The sequence below is a fragment of the Flavobacterium sp. SM2513 genome, assembly GCF_050908145.1.
Classification (GTDB): Bacteria; Bacteroidota; Bacteroidia; order Flavobacteriales; family Flavobacteriaceae; genus Flavobacterium.
Genome location: NZ_CP194228.1, coordinates 1,248,378 through 1,264,568 on the forward strand (window position 1 = coordinate 1,248,378; position 16,191 = coordinate 1,264,568).

17 protein-coding genes are annotated in these 16,191 nt (G+C 36.2%); 6 read left to right on the forward strand and 11 right to left on the reverse strand.

From position 1 onward, the window contains the following. Positions 1-190 precede the first annotated feature (190 nt). The 11 genes from ACQ5J2_RS05090 to ACQ5J2_RS05140 all read right to left on the reverse strand — a co-directional run bounded on the left by ACQ5J2_RS05090 (position 191) and on the right by ACQ5J2_RS05140 (position 9,603). On the reverse strand, positions 191-1,348 hold the full coding sequence (locus ACQ5J2_RS05090) for a beta-ketoacyl synthase N-terminal-like domain-containing protein (RefSeq protein WP_432672651.1): 1,158 nt from the start codon (positions 1,346-1,348) through the stop codon (positions 191-193). 115 nt (positions 1,349-1,463) lie between these two features. Continuing rightward, positions 1,464-2,735 (reverse strand): adenosylmethionine--8-amino-7-oxononanoate transaminase, encoded by a 1,272-nt coding sequence (gene bioA, locus ACQ5J2_RS05095; protein WP_432672652.1) that lies wholly within the window; start codon positions 2,733-2,735, stop codon positions 1,464-1,466. Between the two features lie 57 nt (positions 2,736-2,792). After that, positions 2,793-3,380 (reverse strand): Uma2 family endonuclease, encoded by a 588-nt coding sequence (locus ACQ5J2_RS05100; protein ID WP_432673266.1) that lies wholly within the window; start codon positions 3,378-3,380, stop codon positions 2,793-2,795. 39 nt (positions 3,381-3,419) lie between these two features. Next, the gene (gene bioD, locus ACQ5J2_RS05105) at positions 3,420-4,037 is read right to left on the reverse strand and encodes a dethiobiotin synthase (protein ID WP_432672653.1); all 618 of its coding nucleotides are present in this window, start codon (positions 4,035-4,037) and stop codon (positions 3,420-3,422) included. 55 nt (positions 4,038-4,092) lie between these two features. Next, on the reverse strand, positions 4,093-4,707 hold the full coding sequence (locus ACQ5J2_RS05110; protein ID WP_432672654.1) for a hypothetical protein: 615 nt from the start codon (positions 4,705-4,707) through the stop codon (positions 4,093-4,095). After that, positions 4,697-5,200: an RNA polymerase sigma factor gene (locus tag ACQ5J2_RS05115; protein WP_432672655.1), complete on the reverse strand. Its 504-nt coding sequence runs from the start codon at positions 5,198-5,200 to the stop codon at positions 4,697-4,699. Before ACQ5J2_RS05115 ends, ACQ5J2_RS05110 begins: the two co-directional genes overlap by 11 nt. A gap of 7 nt (positions 5,201-5,207) precedes the next feature. Then, the gene (locus ACQ5J2_RS05120) at positions 5,208-6,071 is read right to left on the reverse strand and encodes a TraB/GumN family protein (RefSeq protein ID WP_432672656.1); all 864 of its coding nucleotides are present in this window, start codon (positions 6,069-6,071) and stop codon (positions 5,208-5,210) included. A gap of 53 nt (positions 6,072-6,124) precedes the next feature. After that, a complete protein-coding gene (locus ACQ5J2_RS05125) occupies positions 6,125-6,319 on the reverse strand; it encodes a hypothetical protein (RefSeq protein WP_432672657.1) in 195 nt (64 codons plus the stop codon). Between the two features lie 160 nt (positions 6,320-6,479). Then, positions 6,480-7,625: an aminotransferase class I/II-fold pyridoxal phosphate-dependent enzyme gene (locus ACQ5J2_RS05130; RefSeq protein WP_432672658.1), complete on the reverse strand. Its 1,146-nt coding sequence runs from the start codon at positions 7,623-7,625 to the stop codon at positions 6,480-6,482. Positions 7,626-8,551: 926 nt separating this feature from the next. After that, positions 8,552-9,148 carry a mobile mystery protein B gene (locus tag ACQ5J2_RS05135; RefSeq protein ID WP_432672659.1) on the reverse strand — a complete coding sequence of 199 codons (597 nt, stop codon included), beginning with the start codon at positions 9,146-9,148 and terminating at the stop codon, positions 8,552-8,554. Further along, positions 9,139-9,603, reverse strand: coding sequence for a mobile mystery protein A (locus ACQ5J2_RS05140; RefSeq protein ID WP_432672660.1), 465 nt, complete (start codon positions 9,601-9,603; stop codon positions 9,139-9,141). Before ACQ5J2_RS05140 ends, ACQ5J2_RS05135 begins: the two co-directional genes overlap by 10 nt. Before the next feature lie 996 nt (positions 9,604-10,599). Here ACQ5J2_RS05140 and ACQ5J2_RS05145 point away from each other — a divergent pair. From ACQ5J2_RS05145 to ACQ5J2_RS05170, 6 genes are all read left to right on the forward strand, one after another. Continuing rightward, positions 10,600-11,145, forward strand: a complete 546-nt coding sequence (locus ACQ5J2_RS05145; RefSeq protein ID WP_432672661.1) for a hypothetical protein — start codon at positions 10,600-10,602, stop codon at positions 11,143-11,145. A 318-nt stretch (positions 11,146-11,463) separates the two neighbouring features. Then, complete coding sequence (locus tag ACQ5J2_RS05150; RefSeq protein ID WP_432672662.1) at positions 11,464-11,802, forward strand: hypothetical protein; 339 nt, start codon at positions 11,464-11,466, stop codon at positions 11,800-11,802. Positions 11,803-11,942: 140 nt separating this feature from the next. Next, a complete protein-coding gene (locus ACQ5J2_RS05155) occupies positions 11,943-12,434 on the forward strand; it encodes a hypothetical protein (RefSeq protein WP_432672663.1) in 492 nt (163 codons plus the stop codon). A 166-nt stretch (positions 12,435-12,600) separates the two neighbouring features. Beyond that, positions 12,601-13,497 carry a helix-turn-helix domain-containing protein gene (locus ACQ5J2_RS05160; RefSeq protein ID WP_432672664.1) on the forward strand — a complete coding sequence of 299 codons (897 nt, stop codon included), beginning with the start codon at positions 12,601-12,603 and terminating at the stop codon, positions 13,495-13,497. A 93-nt stretch (positions 13,498-13,590) separates the two neighbouring features. After that, positions 13,591-14,466, forward strand: a complete 876-nt coding sequence (locus ACQ5J2_RS05165) for a nuclear transport factor 2 family protein (protein ID WP_432672665.1) — start codon at positions 13,591-13,593, stop codon at positions 14,464-14,466. A gap of 121 nt (positions 14,467-14,587) precedes the next feature. Further along, the gene (locus ACQ5J2_RS05170; RefSeq protein ID WP_432672666.1) at positions 14,588-15,211 is read left to right on the forward strand and encodes a ferric reductase; all 624 of its coding nucleotides are present in this window, start codon (positions 14,588-14,590) and stop codon (positions 15,209-15,211) included. The last annotated feature ends 980 nt before the right edge of the window (positions 15,212-16,191 follow it).

The window sequence follows — 16,191 nt, forward strand, 5'->3', positions numbered from 1 at the left end:
TGCATGTTCACGCAAGTTGCGTGAGTCAGCCTATGTTTTGCGTAAGCGTCCACGCAACTTGCGTGATGAATTAGTTTTAAAAACAAAAGTCGTTAAATCTATTAAATGCTGATGAAAATGATTTGATTTCAAATTTTATAATACACTTATCCAACAAATGACAACCGTCAACTGATAACCGAAAACTCAACTAAACCTCCATCAAAATACTAACGGCATTTCCACCAAAACCTACCGCATTGACCAAAACCGTTTTAAGAGCCCTGTTTTGCTGTTGTGGTTTGCCAAATGGAACATCAATAAACTGATTATTTTGCATCATTAACAACGCCAATTCCATATTCAATAAGCCTGAAGTAGCAAACGTATGGCCCACTTTCCATTTATTAGTAGTGAGAAGTGGCAGGCTTTCGCCAAAAACATTTTGGATGGCTTTATATTCGGAGGTATCGCCTTTGATGGTTCCGGGAGCATGCATCACGATGGCATCTACTTTTTCAATAAACGTGTTTTTCAACGCCATTTTCATGGATTTCTTAAAACATTCGGCTTCTGTAGAAACCGAAACGGAGTGTTGCAAAATTTCAGTAGCATAACCAATTCCAGTGATATAGGCGAGTGCATTGTCCTTTTTTCCAAGTTCCAAACAAATCGAAACCGCTGCTTCACCCAAAACCATGCTGTTCTTCTTTTTGTTGAAATCCAGAGAACGACACGGATAATCCATTTCAGCATTGGAAGCATAAATTTTCATGGCTTTCATTTGAGCAATCGTAAAGGGAGTTAAGGGAGCTTCGCTTCCGCCAACTAAAAACGCATCGGCCATTCCGGCTCTTAACCAAGCAACTCCATTTAAAACGGCATGCAAACCGGTGGAGCAAGTGATGGAATGCGACAATTCTGGTCCTTCCGATTGCAAATCATGGGCAACCCACGAAGAAATGTTTCCCAAAGTAGTGGTTGGTGAAGCAAGTGTTTGTGCTTTTCCAGTTTCCAGAAATTCTTGAAAATGATTTTCAAATAGGGAAGTAGCACCTCGTGAGGAACCGATATTGATACCAAAATCAGATTTCTCGCTCCAATTCGCTTGTTCAATAGCTTGACGCGAAGTCCAAATCGCCATCAATACCGACGGGTCGAGCGATTTGTATTTAGAATCACTTTTCGTCAATTCCTTTACTAACTTTTTCGATTCAGCAGATAACGGAGCGGCAAATGCAGCATCTGTTCCAAAGGGTTTTAATTGTAAAAAATGATTCGGTTGCAGGTAGTTTTTCCAAACTTCAGCAGGATTATTTCCTAAAGAAGAAAGGGAGGAAAGTGCGGTTATAGCGATGGGTTCTTGCAAAATAAAATGGTGTGGTGATACGGAAACTCCTAGCCCAGATAGTAGTGGAAATCCTTTTGTCCCGATTTTTATCGGGACAAAAGATTGCAACGGATAGCTGGAAATGGCTCCAAAATTAAACTATTTCAATCGCTTCTTCAATGATTGTGTAGACTTTCTGCAATTGTTCGTCCGTCATGATGTACGGCGGTAAGATGTAAACGATGTTGCCTACGGGTCGTAAAATCACGCCACTTGCAATGAAAAAGTTATACAACTTGTTTCGCATCGTTCCGTAATAACTCTCAGCGTTATCCGATTTAATTTCTAAGGCGAAAATTACTCCTAAAACGCGTGTGGTTACTACTCGAGAATGGCTTTTTATACGTTCTTGAAATGCTAAATGCTGTTGGTTTATGCGCTTTAAGTTATCTTGCATTTCGGGTTGTTCCAGCAAAGTCATACTCGCTAGAGCAGCGGCACAACCTGTAGGATTTGCCGTGAAAGTATGGCCGTGAAACAAGGCTTTGTTAATATCGTCGTCGTAAAAAGCATCGAATAATTCTTGCGTAAAGGTCGTCAACGCCATCGGAATCGTACCGCCTGTAAGTGCTTTTGATAGACACATCATATCGGGCTGCTGTTGCAAATAATCGCAGGCGAAGTTCTTACCGGTTTTTCCAAATCCAGTCATGACTTCATCGGCAATCGTGAGGACTTGGTTTTCTTGGCAAATTTCAATCAGTTTGTCCAAAGATTCTGGAGCATACATCACCATTCCGGCAGCTCCTTGAACGAGTGGTTCAAAAATAAATGCAGCACAATTATGCGATTTTGTAACCGCTTGCAAAGCATCAAAACTGGCTTGTTCGTTGCCAGGTGTAGGAACCGGAATTCGCACCACATCAATAAACATGCCTTGAAAAGCTTGGGTGTAAAACGAAATACCACTAGCAGCCATTGCCGCAAAAGTGTCGCCGTGAAAAGCATTTTCAAAAGCAATTACCGTAGTGCGCTTTTCGCCTTTATTGAAAAAATACTGCAAAGCCACTTTAATCGCAACCTCAACTGAAGTGGAACCATTGTCGGAGAAAAAGAGTTTTTGTTGGTTGGAAGGCAACATCGGAATCAATTTCTCAGCAACTTGAACAGCAGGCTCGTGTGTAAATCCACCGAAAAGTACGTGCTCTAATGTGGTCAATTGTTTGTAAATCGCATCGGCAATAAAGGTATTCGAATGTCCAAAAGGATTGACCCACCAAGAAGCGATGGCGTCAATATATTCTTTGCCGTTTTCGTCCCAAAGTAGGGCATCTTTTCCTTTTACAATGGCTATTGGCGTGGCTGCTGTTTTATGTTGGGTATACGGATGCCAAAGGTATTGGCGGTCTTTTTCGATAATGTTCATGGGGCAAAGGTAAGGAATGCCGAAAGAGATGAAAAGGTAATAATTAGAATATTTGTATCAATTAAAAATCTCCGACAACGTGAAATCGAGTTGTGGAAACAACGGACTTTTGATTTTATTTTCTTCTATTAAAGGTTGTTGGCCAACGAAAATTCCATCCTTTAAAATATAAATAAGTATCATCTTTTCGGTTGGATTGACAAGCCAATATTCTAAAACGCCTGCTTCCTGATACAATTCATATTTATGGGTCATTTCTTTTTTGGAGTTTCCGGGAGATAAAATTTCAATCATTAAATCGGGAGCTCCAATGGCACCACGAGAATCAAGTTTGTTTTCATCACAAACTACACATAAATCGGGTTGCACAACGGTGTAAACTTCCTTGTCGCTTTTTGAGTTTTTGGTAATTGGTAAACGAACATCAAATGGTGCCATAAATAAATTACAAGAATTACCTTTCAAAATAGTCCATATATTTCCTGCTAATTCTCTTGCTGCTTCTTGGTGATTCCTGTTTGGGGATGGTCCGATTTTAAATATTTTACCGTTAAATAATTCTACTCTATCATCAAATTCCCAAGTCAAATAATCCGCATAAGAATACGTTTTATTCAAGTCCAATTGATTGATATCGGTAATCATGGTTTCTTTTTTATTCAAATTTAATGAAAAATAGTGTAGTTACAACTTCAAAAGAGTTTCCCGCCACAAATCTGCATATTCATTGATGACATTGGTATCCATATAAGGTTCAGGTTCCAGTCTTCCTATGAAATGTACACCGGTTTTGTTCAAAATAATCGATTCGGTAGCTTCGTTTTTTTCGCCGTTGAAAATGATTCCTGCTACTTCAATCCTTCTATTTCTCAAAGCTTCAAGAGTCAATAACGTATGGTTGATACTTCCCAAATAATGTCGGGAAACGACAATGACCTTGTAATCGGGTTGAATTAAATCAATAATAGTATCTTGATGGTTTAAAGGAACAAATAGTCCGCCTGCTCCTTCAATAACCAAATGGTTTTCCGTATTTGGTTCAATAATATTCTTGATGTCGATAGTAACGCCATCCAATTCAGCCGCAAGGTGTGGACTTGCCGGCGTATTTAAGGCATAACTGTTGTCAATGAATTGCGTTTTTGGATTGCAAACGTAGGCTTTGATTTTATGCGTGTCCGAATGTTCTAAATCTCCCGCTTGAATAGGCTTCCAATAATCGGCTTCTAAAGCTTGCGTGATGATTGCCGAAACAATGGTTTTCCCAACGTCTGTTCCAATTCCTGTGATAAATAATTTCATGTTTGATACTGTAAGTCACAAAAATAAAAAACCCATCGCTAAGATGGGTCATTTATTATTCTTCTTTTAACTCGTTGATGACGGATTTAATTTCTTTTGCGTATTTCCCGTAAAAGCTATTGACCCACCACTCTAAAGCGATCCCCATAAAAAGCATACAGAAGATAACTACCGAAAAGATACCGACTATTTGCGTAGTATTAAATTCAGTGAATGCAAACCCTGGCGTTTTTGAAAATTGAACGTACAGAAAACCAATTAGAAATAAAATCATAAAGGGTGTTAAAGCAAATCCAAAGGTTTTATAAAGCTCCATATTGAGTCGGATGTCAAAATAGGTCTCGTACAAACTGTCTTTTGTCTTTAATGTCAAGGCATTCAGTCTTCTGTAAAAGAAATAAAATTTGGTAAAATAATACGCACAAATTCCTACAAAAAGACTGAAAAGCAAATAAAATAAGAGCAGTATTTGCGGTGAAAAATCATACAACACTGGTATAAAACCCATAAAGACAATGGAAAGGATTTGATATGTAAATTCCTTTTTCAAGTTGTTCTTGATACGGTCTAAAGGCGTATTTGCCGATTGTATTTTCTTTAAATTATCGGGAACAACGACTTTTTCAGTCTTCTCGTTGTTCCATGCGTTTTGTATGTCGTTAAAATCCATAACCTTGGTTTTTTATAATTTCTTTTAATTTTTCTTTGGCCCGGTTTAATTTTACTCGGGCATTGCCTTCTGAAATTCCTAAATTCAATCCAGTTTCTTTATGTGAAAATCCCTCGAGCTGATAAAAAATAATCGCTTTGTCAATTTTCTCTAATTGCTGAACCGCTTTGTAGAAGTGCTCTATTTGGCTTTCTTTGATGTGAGAGTCGCCTTCGTCCTCTTTAATATTGTCCGAAGGGATTTCATATTTGTCCACTTTTCGCTTCTCTTTTTTCAGGAAAATAATGGCGGTATTAATAGCCACGCGGTACATCCAAGTCGAAAACTGGCTCTCATTTCTAAAAGAGTCATACGACTTCCAAAGCTGACAGATGATTTCCTGAAACAAATCTTCTTGGTCAACAGCATTGTCCATATACATTCGGGAAACTTTATACAAAATTCCTTTATGTTTCTCGATGCGGGTTAAAAATTCGTGCTCTTTTTCTTTCACAATAAAACTAGTTCAAAATTGGACTTACTGTATATCCTACTTTTTTCAACAAATGAAGTACACCGTATTCGCCGGCCAAATGGGCAGCTCCAACTGCAATAAATACAGATTCTTTTTTCATTAAAGCGGGTATTTTGGTAACCCAGTCGATGTTGCGTTTGTCAAGCAGTTCGGCTTTGGTTTTCTTATTCATTACTTTTTCGTCTGTAATGTCTAGATAAAGACTATTGATGTTTTCGCCTTTATAGTCTTGAACTAATTTAGCGGTTTCTTTCGCACTTATTTCTTCTAACAGTTTTAGCATTTCATCCTTCGTATAAGCATTTTCTAGAGTTGTCAATTGCGATGTAACGAGTTCCAATCCTACAACCTCTAAATTTCGTTTTTTGAAGTCAGCCATAAATTCCATTTCATAGAATTTCAAATCCGTACAACCATAGCTTTTCATATAAAGCAAGCTCATTACGGCGGTTAAATTATAGGAGTTGACTTGCTCCACCGAAATACCGTCGATTTTTTTAAAAATTTCTTCTAATTTAGACAATTGTACCGCATTTAGTGTTTTGTCAAGGGGTTCTTTTGCAATCATTGTGTTTTGCATTACGGCTAATTCATTCGGGTCGGTCATGTTTATTTCTAAAACCAATTTTTTGGAAGCTTGAAGTGCAGTATTTGTTTTTTCGGATAGAAAATAATCGCTACTACAAATCATGTGAACGGTTCCGTAAATATACGAAGGAGTAGTTAAACCATTACCGGATACTTCCCACAAAAGGGAATTTTCAAGTGGAGCTGATTTGGTTTGGGCCTGAGGGTTGGTGCTACATAAAACTGCAATGAAAACTACGAGTAATTGAAATACATTTTTCATGATTTTGATTGATTTAAAGGGGTTTGAATTTGATGATTGAAACTTTAGGATGCTTACTTATTTAATTTATTTCGAAACCATGCAGCAACAGAAGCTACAAATAAACACGACATTAGGATAAGTAATTGGGTGTTGGGTTTCTGCAATAAAAAATGGTTGACTGCCGAAAACACGAGGCCTACAGTAGCTAGTGAAATAAATACAAAGTTGAAAATCGGTGCTTTTGATAAAATAGAAGTTGCTTTCATAATGGTTTTAATTTTTTAAGTACTACTCGTAAGTGAGCAAACCATTAAAACGTTACAAAAATAAATAACTTTTTTTAGAAAGCCTTTCGTAGCAAGGCTCAAGAGGATAAAGATATTCAGTATTAAAGAAGTGGGAGACTTCCTTTTTTGTCACAAACAACTAAAAAATAAGAGCGGCAAAGGACTTTAAAAGGCGGCTAATTTCTAGTTCTGCATTGTAACTGTGCAAACAAATCCGCAGGCGTTCTTGGCCTTCGGGAATGGTGGGAGATAGAATGGCTTTTACATTAAACCCTTGTTGTTGCAGCTGCGTAGCAATCTTTTTTACTTGTTCATTACCCGGAATAACTGCACATTGAATGGCCGATTTACTTCTTACAAAAAGCGGTTTTAATCCCAACAATTGTTTTTGCTGGTTGAATGTATTGATGTTTGTTCTTAGATTTTCCCGCGCTTCATTATTTTGTGCCAAATGTTGGTACGCCACTTGAATCGTCGCAACCGCGTGGGGTGGAAGTCCAGTAGTATAAATTAAACTTCGGGCGAAATTGATGAGGTAGGATTTTAATTCTTGACTGCCTAAAATTACCGCTCCGTGGCAACCCAATCCTTTTCCGAAGGTGCTAATTCGTGCGAAAACTAGGTGTTGCAAATTTAATAACTGCAATAATCCTTCGCCTTTGTCGCCAAAAACGCCTAAAGTATGGGCTTCGTCTACCACAAAATAAGCCTGGTGTTGCTGACAAAGTTGGGCCAGTTCGGCTAAAGGAGGGGTATCGCCGTCCATGGAGAAGACCGATTCTGTGACCACATAAATAGTGGTTGTGGGGTTGGTTTTGGCTTTTTCAATCAATCGCGCTACATCTTCGCAATCGTTGTGTTTGAATTTATAAGCGGTGGCATTGGAGAGTTGGATGCCGTCTCGAATCGAAGCGTGAATCAATTCATCGTATAAAATGCAATCGCCTTTTTGCGGCACGGCACTAAAGAACCCAATATTGGCATCGTAGCCTGAATTGAACAGCAAAGCCGATTCTGCTTCGTGAAAGGAAGCGATGTCATTTTCCGTTTGGGTATACAAAGTATGATTTCCCGTTAATAAGCGGGAACCTGTGGCGCCGTTCCTTTGTAAGCCGCTATCCACTAGCAACGTATGGGTTGCATCAAAAATAGCTTTCGATTGCGCAAACCCCAAATAATCATTCGAAGCAAAATCAATGAGGTCATTGCTGGAGCCCAACTGCCTAAGGGCATTGCTTTCTACTCTTCGATTTAATTTATGCGCTAATTTTTCTGGAAACTTCATGCCGCAAATTTAGTGAAAAAGAATAGAGGGGAGGAAGAAAGAATAGGGAGTAGGTGGTGGGTTGTGAGTTGTGGGGTTTGCGGTAAATTTGTTATCTTTGTCTGATTTTAGTTCTTAAATCCGCTTTTTTTCACCGTTTCCCTTTTTTTATTTTTCTGTCTAAATAGCGTTATTTAGATAAATTTTCTATGTTTTGACCTTTTCGCAGAATAGGTGTTTCATACACTATCTATACTTCATCTATACTTGAAGTAGGGCTTTGCTATACTGTTGCTATTTAGATTATTTTTCCGTTTGGGGTGGCGGTTGTAATTTTTGATAAACGTAAAGACGCTCGCACCACTTATCGATTGCATAGGATTGCTTCGTTCCTCGCAATGACGTCGTGTTTACGAGCTGTATTAGTATTTATTGTTACATGCAATTCCGATAGTCACTTAATAAATGTTAGGACGCTCGCGCCACTTATCGATTACATAGGATTGCTTCGTTCCTCGCAATGACGTTGTGGTTACGAGCTTTACTAGTATTTATTATTACATGCAATTCCGGTAGTCACTTAATACGGGTTAAGACACTCCAAAATAAATAAAAGTTATATATCGCATATTGCGATATGCGATAGGGAAGAATTGAAAACAGTAATTTACCCTTTCAAATTTATGTTTTATAGTTGAGTAAAGAGGATAAACCTGACAAATCAACTACAAATAATAATTTTGTACTACACGAAACGATGAATTACTTTGAACTGTATTTATTACGGTAGCGGAGGGCGTTTTGTTGAATCCCTGCTTTTTAGAAATCAATGTTGCGAAGTCGGAGATTTTCGCAGAGCGGTTCTACTTTATATTTACCGCAAATATGCGTTGAGAAACTTAAATAATTAACGCATTTTTTTTCTTCATAGTTTTTCAACCCATTTGCTAATTCCGTGCGAAGATCATCAAAGGTTCGATATTTCCTTGGTCTGCTTGACGAATGGTATTTATGTATGATTTTCTGGTTTCGTCTGCCTTTACCATATTGGAATGGTTCCATGAAAAAATAGGAGCTTCAAAAACAAACTCGATAATACTATCTGCCATAATTCGTGAGTGCCTACCATTACCATTTGGGAAGCAGTGGATATTTACCAATTTATGCTTGAATCTTATGGCAATTTCATCTGGAGCGTACGTGTTGTTTTCAATCCAATAGAGGGTGTCATCCAATAAAACCTTTACATCCATGCCGATTCTTATCCATGGTACTCCTATATTCTTTTCTGACCTTCTGAATTCACCTGCCCAACTCCAAACTTCACCCAGCATTCTTTTATGTAGCGCTTTAATGAATTCTTCGGTAAGTAGGATTTCTTTTTTTAGTTTTTGACGCATAAGCCATTGTATCGCCTTTTCTATATTAAGCTGCTCGTATTCGTCCAGTTCTTCATGTGTAGTGATGGTCTTGATAAGCAATCCTTCTTTTTCCTCCTCGCTTAATGGCGTTTGCCCATCCTCATATACAAGCTCTAATCCCATAATGATTTGTGCATTTCACGTTTTAATTCGTTTGCCAGTTCCATGATGGCGTTGTTTATTTGTTCGGGACTATTGCCTTGGTTTTCCAATTTCATATTTTGATTTGTTCGCAAAACAATTCTTTGGGCAATTTTCGTGGCTTTAGCGGATATCATTTCGTCAACGGAATTGTATTTAGGAACAAAACCATAGACAAAGTGCATGTCTAAAGCTTTTCCTATTTCCTTGAGGGATTTGATTGAGATTGATTCGGTTGCTTCTCGTTCTTCGATCTTTTTAATGCCTTGTTTGGTCATTTGGAGTTTTTCGCCTAATTGATTTAAAGTCATATTTAACGAAGTTCGGATGGTGTGAACCCAGCCTTGTTGTGGCACGATTACTTTTTCTGTACCTTGAAAAGGTTTTAGCTTTTTGTCAAGCTGGTCTATCAGTAGCTTTTTAGTACTTCGCATCATTATTATGTTTACATATTTTATCAAAAGTAAACCTATACATTTACAAAACAAAATATAAGTAAACTTATATGTGTATTTTTTTATATAAAAGTAAACATATAAGTTGATAAATTATAATTGAAGTAAATGTATGTGTTTGCTTTAATGCTTGAATTTTATATAAAACTTGAAAGTTCTAACATTTATTGTAAGATTTCCTATGAAGCAAATAAGATTGGCTCTAATAGTTTTTTTGCTTTTATAGTTCCGTATTCTTGTAATGACTTTTTTAGTTTTTTTGAATCCATTGTTTTTGCTTTAAAACGTATTTTGGAAACTACTTCTTTTGGGTCTTCTGCAAGTTGGTCCAGGTTGTTTAGTAAGTGCTTTTAGAAAACCAAGGGTAATAAGTTATTTTGCACCGCAAGTGTAGAGCCATTCTGAAACTTTAATTTTAGTCACGTTGCAAACGCTTTGTGTCGGTTTGCAAAAGAAAGTAGGTACTCGTTGCAAACGAGCACCAGATGAACAAACGAGCACCAAATGGGCTTTGCGAATCTGGCGGAAGCGGTGTTTTCCCTGTAGACTGCGAAGAGCAGGAGATATTGGAATGTGTTCAAAAATGTAAGTCTTCGAACAGCTGAGTATGACCAATTCTTTGTATAAAAAAATGCTGCGAAGTCAGAGACATTCGCAGAGCGGCAGACTTCGGAGAGCAGGGGATTAAATATGACCTATAATTTAAATGGATTTAAGTAATTCGTATTAAAAAATAATTTATATTTGATAAACAAATTTAAAATTTGTCAATCTAAAAAGAAACTTAGCATAATATTTTGAAAAAATTAACAAAAGGACGGATCTCTTGAAAATACAATAGATTTTATTCAAGGAAACATGAAATTTTATTAATAAGTAAAATTAAATATGTTGGGAGGGCGGTACCAAACTAAAAATGTGTGCCTAAAAATCGTCCTTACGGTAAGCCGTATCAATAACAAGGTAAGATGTTTTATTATGAATAAACTTTATAATTTTTTAATATTATTAGCATTAATTGTTAGTACTATTTCATGTACTACTGATGAGCTATCAGAAAATAATGCACAAGTATCAAATGAAACTTTATTACAGCGAGATCCTGCTACTACGTTTCTAACTGACCATGACGGTAGTGGTAGTGGTGGTAGTGGTGGTGGTAGTGATTGTGTTAATGTCTCTACTTTTTCTGGTAGTTGTACTACTGGTGGTTATTTTACTGGCAAATTATTACTAGAAAATTGTTTAAGAATTACAGTTGCAGCGTCATACAATTCTACTCATGTTCTTTCAAATTTAACGGTAACGTTGCCTTCAGTTACTGGAGCAGCATTAGGACTTTCGACTAGCTACTCATTATTATCTACCACATACATTTATAATGTTAGTAACCAAACTTACTATATAAATTTAGGAATTAAGAAGACTGAAACTAATAATAATTCTGGTAATCCTATAGTAGTTGAAACCTTTATTTATAAAACTATCAGAGTTGTTCCGTGTAATCAACAAATGGTTATGTAATTTTTATTGCATTTGTCTAATGTTGTTTAATTAATTTTAAGTCGATGACTGAGCTTATCCTTAGACAATTATAATATACAAAATAGCACTAATGATGTAGTTAGTGCTATTTTAGTATAGAAATGGATTATAATTACAAGAATATGAAATCTATCGTGCAAAAAATACTATTCTTTTTTTTTATCCTTTTCATTTCTTGTAAAAAGAAGGAAACTATTGAAATATACTTGACAAACAAAAGAGTTGAAAGTTATGAAGGAGTAGCTTTAAAAGCAGCCATTAAAGATTTTGCCATTCTTAATAAGATCAAAAAATCATATGGCGATAATTTACGTGCTGATACTATTTGAAATTAAATTATTTATATGGGGTGTTTTATTCCTGAAAACTGTTGATAAAATTGAATTTCCTGAAAAGACAATTACCGTAGATTTCGAACAGACAGTTAAGGATAGAAAAAGCGAAACGATGATGCTGACTGTAAAAAATCCATTTGATAAAATCATGACTTATGAAGCTCATATGTTTATTGTTGGACGAGACGACTTCTTGTCTACTAGTATAATTCCTATTTGGCCTAATCTTACTAATTTTGAGATGTGGAGTGACGTGATTGTTACGCTGATTTTGGATAACTGGAAATGGACTACGAAATAGGAACTTGTTGAACGGTTGTAAACAGTTATGCATATGACAAATACTTTTCTTCATGGATTCAAATTAGAATTTAAGTGTGTTTTAGTAGTCAATATGATATCAAATAGAGAAAACTCATTGAATAAAACATAAAAAAAGTAATGAAAAACAATTGTACACTCATATTCTTTAATGTCATTTTACTTTTTGCTTTTGACTGTTTTGGACAAGAATCGCTTCGTCAGGCTGATATAGATACTTTGTATGTAAAAGCTATACAACAGCGAATAAATTGGAGTCTTTCGAGCGGTACTACTTATCTTGATGTAGATAATCAAACTAATGCACCTCAGCTTTTATTTGCAGAAGGTCCCATTAAAGTTTTACCACAAAGTGAAATAATTAAAATTTCTCGCAAAGAAAAGAAAGAGTTTACCGTTTATACTCTCGCCTATAGGATAATTAGTCAAGATACTGTTGATGTTAATTTTAGTGAATACAAATTAAAAGGTTTAAAGAAAAGAGGCAAGAATTCTCCACTTGCAGAAATATCAGAATGTACATGTGGGGTAAAAAATTATAAGCCCGATATTAGATTTGTATTAATTGATAATAAGTGGGAGGTAATTGCATCTAAATTCATTAAACGCTAAATCAACTGCTAATAAAAACAGGATACAATGAGATTGACAATTAGTTAGACAAAGAAATAACTCCTATTTTTGGTGTTGAGAAAAGGAACATTGATTATGGACCTTGGACTACGTGTTTTTAGAAAAAAGAGGAGTCAAATTATTAAAAAAAATTTAGTTCTAACAAATGATCAACAAAGAAATTCCACATATTACGTTTAACCCTGAAAAGTTCAATGCAGCCTCTACACATGGTTTTGGGTTTGAAATTGTTTCTATTGAAAGGATTGCAAAACTTACAGAGCAGAGTGATCATAACCCCGAATTACCGCATCAACTTAAGTTTTATAATCTGATTTTTTTTACAGAAGGCACAGGAAGGCATTTCATCGATTTCAATTGGTTTCCTGTGGAGCAAAATAGTTTGGTGTACCTTACCAAAGAACAAGTAAATGCGTTTGAGTTTAAACCCAGCTTGAAAGGCTTTTGCATTATTTTTACGGAAGCGTATTTTCTGGATTGTTTCTCTAACTTGTCAAAGGATTTTGTGTTTCGGTTATTTAATCCGCAACTCTTTTCTCCTATCCTGCAAATTCCACCACAGTCTGATTTTATTAATTACTTTGATTTGTTGCAGAAGGAATACAATGAACCACATGTGTTTAATAAAATGAATATTATTAATGCACTCTTTACTATTCTAATATCAAAGGCAGAAGATATAAAGCAAAATCAGACGTTTCATATTAAAGACTCTTCCAAAGTGACCCTCTTTCAAAAGTTCACTTCCCTTATTGAAGTACACCTCTCCAAAAGTAGAAGTGCTCGTTTTTATGCCGATGAAATGGCCATCACCTACAAACATTTGAATATGATTTGCAGAGAGTTGGTTAATAAAACGGCCAAAAATGTGATTGATGATTATATCATTCTACTTGCGAAAAGGAATTTAATCAATTCTAGTATGAAAAGTGCGGAATTGGCCTACACTTTAGGATTTGACGACCCTACTAACTTTACCAAGTATTTTAAAAAAAATACAGGTTTAACCCCAAAAGACTTCTTAAAGTCGCTAATTAAATAGTTTTGGTTCTACTTTAACCATTTTAATACCCGTTTTCATCTTTTCTTAAAGTTGCAATTGCTTCATCTTTGTATCCACATTAAAACAAAGAAAATGAAACAAGTACTTACAGCCGTTGCCCTACTTCTTTTAGTCGCAAATGGCCAAGCTCAGGACAAAAAAAGCAACCTTAAAAAATCAGAACGTATGGAAACTAAAACAGAATTATCCAACAAAGAAAAAGCAGCAGCCTTAATCAGCAGTTTAGAAACCGGCGACCAATCGACAATTGCATACATTAACCCAACGAATTACGAACAACATAATCTTGCTGTTGCAGACGGCTTGGAAGGTTTTGGTGCCGTATTGCAGCATGCTCCAAAGGGAGGTTTCAAAGCCAATGTCGTCCGCTCTTTTCAAGATGGTGGATATGCCATTACACATACAGTATATGACTTTTTTGGACCTAAAATAGGTTTTGACATCTTCAAGTTTGAAAAAGGGAAAATTATAGCACATTGGGATAACTTTTCGGACGTAGCTGCCAAAAACCAAAGTGGAAGAACCCAAACGGACGGTGTTGTAAAAATTACCGATTTAGACAAAACAGAACAAAACAAAGCCTTGGTAAAAGACTTTATAACTACTGTTTTAATCAAAGGTCAGTTTGACAAAATGCATAATTATTTTGATGGTGACCATTATATTCAGCACAATGCCCTTATTGGTGATGGCGTTTCTGGTTTAGGTAAAGCATTGGAGGAAATGGCTAAACAAGGGATAACGATGGTGTTTAAAGAAAATCATATTGTTTTGGGTGAAGGTAATTTTGTTTTAGCAGTCAGCGAAGGAACATTTGCTGGAAAGCCAACTTCGTTCTATGATTTGTTTAGAATTGAAAATGGAAAAATTGCAGAACATTGGGATACTATTGAAACCATTATGCCCGAAGCCGATAGAAAAAACAACAACGGAAAGTTTAACTTTTAACTTCCGTTTAGCTGGTGAAGCACTACCAACTAACGTTTGGTAGTGCTTATTTATGCTTAAATAAAATGACTGGAACAAATTTAGGAACACTTTTGTAATAGAAACTAAAAAAGCAAGACAAATGAAATTTTTAAAAAGAAATTACGGTTGGATGATAGTAGCCGTGTTAGCTTTTCTACCGCTATTAGTGATTTTTAATATGATGCATATAAATTTTACTGATGGCTTTTCGATAACTTTAATCGAAGGTGCAGGTGGCGAAGGCAAAACAACTTTAGAAATGATGTATCATGTTTCGGGAGAATTTGCCATCAGATGGATGACTGCCGTACTAACATGCACACCTTTTTTCATACTTTTCGGTATCAGCAACCTGTTTGTACGTCAGGCAATGGGAATCGCAACAGCGGTTTGGAGCTTGCTTCACTTTATAATTTTTCTAGCAGTAGAAGGGCTTTTAGAAACGTTTACACAAGTAAATTATGTAGCAGGTTTTCTAGCCATTTTGATAGTAATTCCTTTGTTCATTACCTCAAACAGAAAATCCATGAAACGCCTCAAAGCCAATTGGAAAAAACTACAAAGCCTATCCTATGCCGCTTTCTTTTTAAGCTTACTACACATCGTGCTTTTAGAAAAAACCTGGTTGATTTATGCAGTAATTGTAGGCTTAGGTTTTATCATTAGAATTCCTTTTATCAAAAATAAGTTGATGATGATTAGAAATAACAAAAAAACAAGCTAATTCAAATGGGACTACTTGAAAACATATTAAAAAAAATGGTTTTAGAGCAAGTGGGTCTGATGGGTTTGAAGGAGGGCTTTGCTATACTGTTGCTATTTAGATTATTTTTCTGTTTGGGGTGGCGGTTGTAGTTTTTGATAAACGTAAAGACGCTCGTGCCACTTACCGATTGGATAGGATTGCTTCGTTCCTCGCAATGACGTGGTGGTTACAAGCTTTACTAGTATTAATTGTTACATGCAGTTCGAGTATTCACTTAATAAATGTTTAGGTCTCTCGCGCCACTTACCGATTGGATAGGATTGCTTCGTTCCTCGCAATGACGTTGTGGTTACGAGCTGTATTAGTATTAATTGTTACATGCAGTTCAAGTATTCACTTAATAAATGGTAGGACTCTCGTGCCACTTACCGATTGGATAGGATTGCTTCGTTCCTCGCAATGACGTTGTGTTGTTACATGCAATTCTGATAGTCACTTAATAAATGTTAGGACTTTCGTGCCACTTACCGATTACATAGGATTGCTTCGTTCCTCGCAATGACGCTGTGGTTACGAGCTCTATTTGCAATAATTGTTACATGCAATTCCGATATTTACTTAATAAATGTTAGGATTCTCGTGCCACTTACCGATTGGATAGGATTGCTTCGTTCCTCGCAATGACGTGGTGGTTACGAGCTTTACTAGTATTAATTGTTACATGCAATTCCGATATTCACTTAATAAATGTTTAGGTCTCTCGCGCCACTTACCGATTGGATAGGATTGCTTCGTTCCTCGCAATGACGTGGTGGTTACGAGCTGTATTAGTATTAATTGTTACATGCAGTTCCGATAGTCACTTAATAAATGTTAGGACTCTCGCGCTACTTATCGATTACATAGGATTGCTTCGTTCCTCGCAATGACGTTGTGGTTATGAGCTTTACTAGTATTTATTACTGTATGCAATTCCGATAGTCACTTAATAAATGGTA

What these genes read in the sequence shown, in the direction of transcription:
- ACQ5J2_RS05110 (WP_432672654.1), bottom strand. Translation starts at nt 4,707, where the DNA reads ATGGATTTTAACGACATACAAAACGCATGGAACAACGAGAAGACTGAA.
- ACQ5J2_RS05150 (WP_432672662.1), top strand. Translation starts at nt 11,464, where the DNA reads ATGGCGATAATTTACGTGCTGATACTATTTGAAATTAAATTATTTATA.
- ACQ5J2_RS05170 (WP_432672666.1), top strand. Translation starts at nt 14,588, where the DNA reads ATGAAATTTTTAAAAAGAAATTACGGTTGGATGATAGTAGCCGTGTTA.
- ACQ5J2_RS05160 (WP_432672664.1), top strand. Translation starts at nt 12,601, where the DNA reads ATGATCAACAAAGAAATTCCACATATTACGTTTAACCCTGAAAAGTTC.
- ACQ5J2_RS05125 (WP_432672657.1), bottom strand. Translation starts at nt 6,319, where the DNA reads ATGAAAGCAACTTCTATTTTATCAAAAGCACCGATTTTCAACTTTGTA.
- ACQ5J2_RS05145 (WP_432672661.1), top strand. Translation starts at nt 10,600, where the DNA reads ATGAATAAACTTTATAATTTTTTAATATTATTAGCATTAATTGTTAGT.
- ACQ5J2_RS05130 (WP_432672658.1), bottom strand. Translation starts at nt 7,625, where the DNA reads ATGAAGTTTCCAGAAAAATTAGCGCATAAATTAAATCGAAGAGTAGAA.
- bioD (WP_432672653.1), bottom strand. Translation starts at nt 4,037, where the DNA reads ATGAAATTATTTATCACAGGAATTGGAACAGACGTTGGGAAAACCATT.
- ACQ5J2_RS05140 (WP_432672660.1), bottom strand. Translation starts at nt 9,603, where the DNA reads ATGATGCGAAGTACTAAAAAGCTACTGATAGACCAGCTTGACAAAAAG.
- bioA (WP_432672652.1), bottom strand. Translation starts at nt 2,735, where the DNA reads ATGAACATTATCGAAAAAGACCGCCAATACCTTTGGCATCCGTATACC.
- ACQ5J2_RS05120 (WP_432672656.1), bottom strand. Translation starts at nt 6,071, where the DNA reads ATGAAAAATGTATTTCAATTACTCGTAGTTTTCATTGCAGTTTTATGT.
- ACQ5J2_RS05165 (WP_432672665.1), top strand. Translation starts at nt 13,591, where the DNA reads ATGAAACAAGTACTTACAGCCGTTGCCCTACTTCTTTTAGTCGCAAAT.
- ACQ5J2_RS05100 (WP_432673266.1), bottom strand. Translation starts at nt 3,380, where the DNA reads ATGATTACCGATATCAATCAATTGGACTTGAATAAAACGTATTCTTAT.
- ACQ5J2_RS05155 (WP_432672663.1), top strand. Translation starts at nt 11,943, where the DNA reads ATGAAAAACAATTGTACACTCATATTCTTTAATGTCATTTTACTTTTT.
- ACQ5J2_RS05135 (WP_432672659.1), bottom strand. Translation starts at nt 9,148, where the DNA reads ATGGGATTAGAGCTTGTATATGAGGATGGGCAAACGCCATTAAGCGAG.